At 56.9% G+C, this 3646-nt stretch carries 3 protein-coding genes and 1 pseudogene; 3 read left to right on the top strand and 1 reads right to left on the bottom strand.

All coding sequences use genetic code 11. The annotated features are described in order from the left end of the window. Positions 1–73: 73 nt before the first annotated feature. From U5A67_RS40255 to U5A67_RS40245, 3 genes and pseudogenes are all read left to right on the top strand, one after another. Positions 74–1471, top strand: a complete 1398-nt coding sequence (locus U5A67_RS40255; protein ID WP_321818804.1) for an IS30 family transposase — start codon at positions 74–76, stop codon at positions 1469–1471. 4 nt (positions 1472–1475) lie between these two features. After that, positions 1476–1784: pseudogene (locus tag U5A67_RS40250) on the top strand (integrase core domain-containing protein); the annotation flags it as partial. A gap of 82 nt (positions 1785–1866) precedes the next feature. After that, positions 1867–2868 (top strand): IS630 family transposase, encoded by a 1002-nt coding sequence (locus tag U5A67_RS40245; RefSeq protein ID WP_321818806.1) that lies wholly within the window; start codon positions 1867–1869, stop codon positions 2866–2868. A gap of 375 nt (positions 2869–3243) precedes the next feature. Here the strand turns inward: U5A67_RS40245 and U5A67_RS40235 are convergent. Beyond that, positions 3244–3646, bottom strand: a 403-nt coding sequence (locus U5A67_RS40235) for a peptidylprolyl isomerase (protein WP_321818805.1), incomplete at its 5' end; no start/stop codon positions are given.

The following is a 3646-nucleotide window of genomic DNA, read 5'->3' as shown; positions in this document are numbered from 1 at the left end:
CCTGGAATTCGTCGCTGCAATATTGGGCGCATTCAACCGGTCGTCGCAACACCTTTGATCGAGGAGGTGTTGCATGGGACGAAGTGCGAAGCAGGTGTATCGGTTGACAGGGCGAGAAGCGATGTACTCGCCGGGCGCACCATCACTTGGACATGAGATCGAGCGTCGGTTCTGGCAACAGATCGCGACTGGCATTACAAGCGAGAAAGCAGCGGAGGCGGTAGGCGTATCTCAAGCGGTAGGCCCGCGCTGGTTCCGCTATCGTGGCGGCATGCCACTATTCATGTCGAAACCTATTGCGGGTCGATACTTGTCGTTCGCTGAGCGAGAAGAGATAGCACTGCTTTCTGCCCAAGGCCTCGGGGTGCGCGAGATCGCCCGCCGTATCGGACGCAGCCCATCAACCGTTTCGCGAGAACTCACGCGCAATGCGGCGACACGTGGCGGCTACTTCGAGTATCGTGCGTCGGTCGCGCAGTGGAAGGCGGAGCGGTTCGCTAAAAGACCAAAGCCATCGAAGCTGGCGACTAATGCACGGCTGCTTCAATATGTACAGGAACGCCTGGAGGGCAAAGTATATGGCGCTGACGGTCGTGAAATTGCCGGGCCCAGGCAGGCGCCGTTCAAGGGACGAAATAAACCGCATCGCGGTGACCGAAAGTGGGTCAACGGTTGGTCACCCGAGCAAATAGCCAATCGATTGCAGGTAGATTTCCCGGACGACGAGTCTATGCGCATCTCTCACGAAGCGATTTACCAAGCGCTCTATATTCAAGGGCGCGGCGTGCTCAAGCGCGAGTTGGTGGGCTGCCTGCGCACCGGGCGCGCGTTGCGTGTTCCGCGAGCGAGAGCGCGTGCGAAGGCGTGGGCGCATGTCAGCGAGGAGGTGATGATTTCCAGTAGGCCCGCAGAAGCGGAAGATCGTGCTGTGCCGGGCCATTGGGAAGGCGACCTGCTCATTGGCCTGAACCGATCCGCCATCGGGACGCTGGTGGAAAGATCAAGCCGTTTCACGATGCTCGTGCATTTACCTCGGGAGAAAGGCTATGGACTGATTCCGCGAACAAAAAACGGTCCAGCGCTGGCCGGCTACTGGGCTCTCACGATGACCAACGCACTCAGGAAGACCGTCACTGACTTGCCTGCTGAGTTGTGGCGATCATTGACTTGGGATCGCGGCAAGGAGCTATCCGATCATGCCCGCTTCACTGTTGAGTCCGGCGTGAAGGTATTCTTCGCCGACCCGCACAGCCCATGGCAGCGTGGTACGAATGAAAACACCAATGGCCTTCTACGACAATACTTTCCAAAAGGTACAGACCTGTCCCGGTGGAGTGCTCGGGAAATCCAAGCCGTTGCTAATACGTTGAACTCAAGGCCGCGGAAAACTCTTGGATGGAAGACGCCTGCGGAAGCCCTGGACGAGTACCTAAAATCTGTTCAACAATCCAGTGTTGCGACGACCGGTTGAATGCGCCCAATACGTCAGCATTCGCTACAGTGAACGGTTGGCTGAAGCGGGCATCGAACCGTCGGTCGGCAGCCGTGGCGACAGCTATGACAACGCCTTGGCTGAAACGATCAACGGTTTGTACAAGGCTGAACTGATTCATCGCCGCACCTGGAAAACGCGGGAATCCGTTGAACTGGCAACGCTGCAGTGGGTGGCCTGGTTCAATCATCATCGATTGATGGAACCCCTCGGCTATATCCCGCCCGCCGAAGCTGAGGCAAACTACTATCGGCAACTTGAAACGGCTGCCGCTGAACCCGCATTAACTTAAACCAACCAGCCTCCACGATTCCCGGGGCGGTTCAGAACTTGTTTTGAGCGATGCGGAGCGCGATCAACTCACGGCCCTGACGATGCGTCGTAAGACAGCGCAGGCGTCGGCATTGCGAGCGCGAATCGTGCTGGCCTGCGCCGATGGCATCGACAACAAGACTGTCGCCGCGAAACTGCGGGTTACTGAGCAAACTGTCTCGAAGTGGCGTGCGCGCTATGTGATGCACCGGCTTGACGGTCTGCTCGACGCGCCGCGTCCGGGTGCACCCAGATCGATCGAGGACGCACGCGTCGATGCCGTGATCGCGAAGACACTGGAGTGCGTACCTACAGGAGCAACGCACTGGAGTACGCGCACGATGGCTCGGGAGATGAGCCTTTCGCAGACTGCAGTGTCACGAATCTGGCGAGCGTTCGGCCTGCAGCCACATCGGCAAGAAACCTTCAAACTTTCGAGCGATCCGCTGTTCATCGACAAGGTTCGCGATATCGTCGGCCTGTACCTCGAACCGCCGCTCAAGGCGATGGTGCTGTGTGTTGACGAGAAGAGCCAGATCCAGGCCCTGGATCGTACGCAGCCCATACTGCCGTTGGCACCCGGCATTCCCGAGCGTCGTACGCATGACTACATGCGCCACGGCACCACCACTTTGTTTGCCGCGCTGGACATTGCCACTGGCGAAGTCATCGGTGAATTGCACCGTCGCCATCGCAGCAGTGAATTCCTGAAGTTCCTGCGCACTATTGAGGCCAGCGTGCCCGCCGATCTGGAAGTTCATCTGGTGATGGATAACTACGGCACGCATAAGACGCCGTCTATCAAAAGCTGGTTCGCTCGCCACCCGCGGTTCCATGTTCACTTCACCCCAACGTCGGCATCGTGGCTAAATCAGGTGGAACGCTGGTTTGCTACGCTTACCGAGAAATACATCCGACGTGGCACGCATCGATCGACGCGGCAACTTGAAGAAGCGATCCGGCATTACCTCGACGTTAATAACGCAAATCCCCGACCGTTCGTCTGGAGCAAGTCAGCCGATGAGATTCTCGCGAGCCTCGAACGGTTTTGTGCACGGGTATGAACAGCATCGGGATAAACGCCATGACCATCAATACAGCTGCCATGTCGCTCAGTACAACCAGCACAACCGTCCATTTGTCTGGACCGCGACCGCCGATTCGATCATTCAGAAAATGGCCCGACTATGCAAAGTTATTTCTGGGACGGAACACTAGCAGGTTGCGGAAATACCTCCCGACCGAAACGGCCTTTCTCTGTTTTCTCATCCGCGACCGCTAAACGCCATCACGCGGATCGAACGCAGCGGATGCGACTTCGGAACGAAGGCGTCCAGCTTTTGATACAAAGGGCGGCGAGCGGGCCTCTGACTGAAGCCGCAACCTGACGATGGCAGTGATTACGCTGGTTGTTTAGTCAGTCGGTGAGAAATTCTTTGTTATTCAATAATCTTAGCCTCGTGGAGCTGCTGCCTGGAAAATTCAATTGCGGCTTTCTGGGCTTCCGCATTACGCAGTTGAAGGCGAAGCGTCTCCTTTGATTTGGCGAAGTCAGGAATTTCGGTTGAACGCTTGGCATCCAGTTTTGCGATGACATAGACGTTTCCAATATGGAGTGGCTGTGGTGTTACAGCGCCCGACGGAAGTTGTGCAATTGCCTGCGCAAGCGCGAAAGGCAGGCCCTGCGTATGTCCATCGGTGGCCGGAAGTTTGTAGCTTACCCACGGCAGTGAACCCCCTGCAGTTTTGCTAGGTGCAATGCTGTATTGTCGGGCGAGATCCGCAAACGGTTGCCCAGTCTTTAGTGCAGCGAGGACTTTCTTTGCAGAATCCTCATCGTTC

This window comes from Paraburkholderia sp. J69-1, assembly GCF_905220255.1.
In the GTDB taxonomy this organism is placed as follows: domain Bacteria; phylum Pseudomonadota; class Gammaproteobacteria; order Burkholderiales; family Burkholderiaceae; genus Paraburkholderia.
The sequence above is the reverse complement of the archived record's forward strand: the minus strand, read 5'-3'. Positions and strand labels throughout refer to the sequence as shown.